The organism is Neolewinella lacunae (genome assembly GCF_014349155.1).
Lineage (GTDB): Bacteria > Bacteroidota > Bacteroidia > Chitinophagales > Saprospiraceae > Neolewinella > Neolewinella lacunae.
Genome location: NZ_JACSIT010000144.1, coordinates 1 through 1,478 on the forward strand (window position 1 = coordinate 1; position 1,478 = coordinate 1,478).

A 1,478-nucleotide genomic window follows, 5' to 3' on the forward strand; every position below is an offset into this window, starting at 1 on the left:
ATCGACACCGATGTGTACGCCGCCGACGACAGCCGCGGAGCGTTCCGCTACGTGCAGTTCGTGAAGATCTACGACGAGGTGGCCCCGGTCATCGAAGCGAACGAGCCCGAAGAATGCTTCGGTGGTACGAGCGTAACGTGCACGGCCGACCTGACGCTGACCTTCACGGCGGTAGACGAGTGCTCCGACGTTGACGTGACGCTGCAACTGGACGCGAACTACGACGTTGCGCAGGGCTTCCGTCCGGACAACGCTGCGGCGCTGGGCGTAGGCATCACGCTGACGAACAACGGCGACGGCAGCTACTCGATCCGCGCGACGAACGTACCGGTGGGCGAGCACGCCATCCGGATCCGGGCGGCGGACGGCTGTGGTAACTTCGACGTGGAGATCCTGGAGTTCTGTGTAACGCCGGACAAAGCACCGACGCCAATCTGTATCCAGACGCTGACCGTGACCTTGATGCCCAACGGCCAGGGTGGTGGTATGGCGGCCATCTGGGCCACGGACTTCATCGCCAGCGATGTGTTTGACTGCTTCGGTAACCTGATCGACAAGTACAGCATCTACACGGAAGAAGAGGCGGGTGTTGCCGGCTTCACGCCAGTGGCTGGCCGCTTGGGCATTGATCTGGACTGCGAGGTAGTCAACCAGGACGTACCGGTGCGGGTGTACGCCGTTGCCGACAACGGCAGTGCGGACTACTGCTCGGTCATCGTACAAGTCCAGGCCTTCCAGGACGGTGTGTGCGGTGAGGCTGGTCCGAACCTGACGGGAACGATCGCCACGCGGACGGACCGCGCCATGGCCAACGTAGCGGTGACGCTGACGGGCGAGGGGACAGCAGATCAAATGACGATGACTGATGCTGCTGGTATCTACTACTTTACCGACTTGAATATGGGTATTGATTACACGGTACAACCCGAGTACGCCGTAGCGGTAAACGTACAGGATGTAAAGACTTCGGACATCGTCAAGATTACCAAGGTTATCCTGGGTGCTGAGGATTTCGACTCTCCCTACGACTACCTGGCGGCGGACGTCGACCAGAACCGGAACCTGAATGTACTGGACCTGGTAGGCATCCAGCGGGTGATCCTGGGCCTTGACGCCAACTACGTAACCGGCGAGAGCTGGGGCTTCGTACCGGCGGACGTTGACGTGAGCAACCCCTACGCTGCGGCCTTCCCCGAGGTGTACAATGCCAACGACCTGACGGGCAGCATCCTGGATGCGGACTTCGTGGCCTTCGCTTACGGTGACGTAGTGGGCAACGGACGTTCTACGGCCTCCATCAACGCTGCTGACGCGCAGTTGGAAGCTGGTCAGATGCACACGATGGAAATCCGCGGCACTGCGCTGGCGGGCTTCCAGGGTACAATCGAACTGGCCGCTGGCCTGGAGCTGGTGACGGCCAGCTACGCAGGCGAAGGCGCGATCAACCTGAACCGTGCCGGTGACGGCCTGGTGGCGGT

The 1,478-nt window shown here is 61.3% G+C and carries 1 pseudogene; it reads left to right on the forward strand.

Features of this window, described 5'->3' with window-relative positions:
• A pseudogene (locus H9S92_RS17740) lies at positions 1-1,478 on the forward strand (hypothetical protein); the annotation flags it as partial.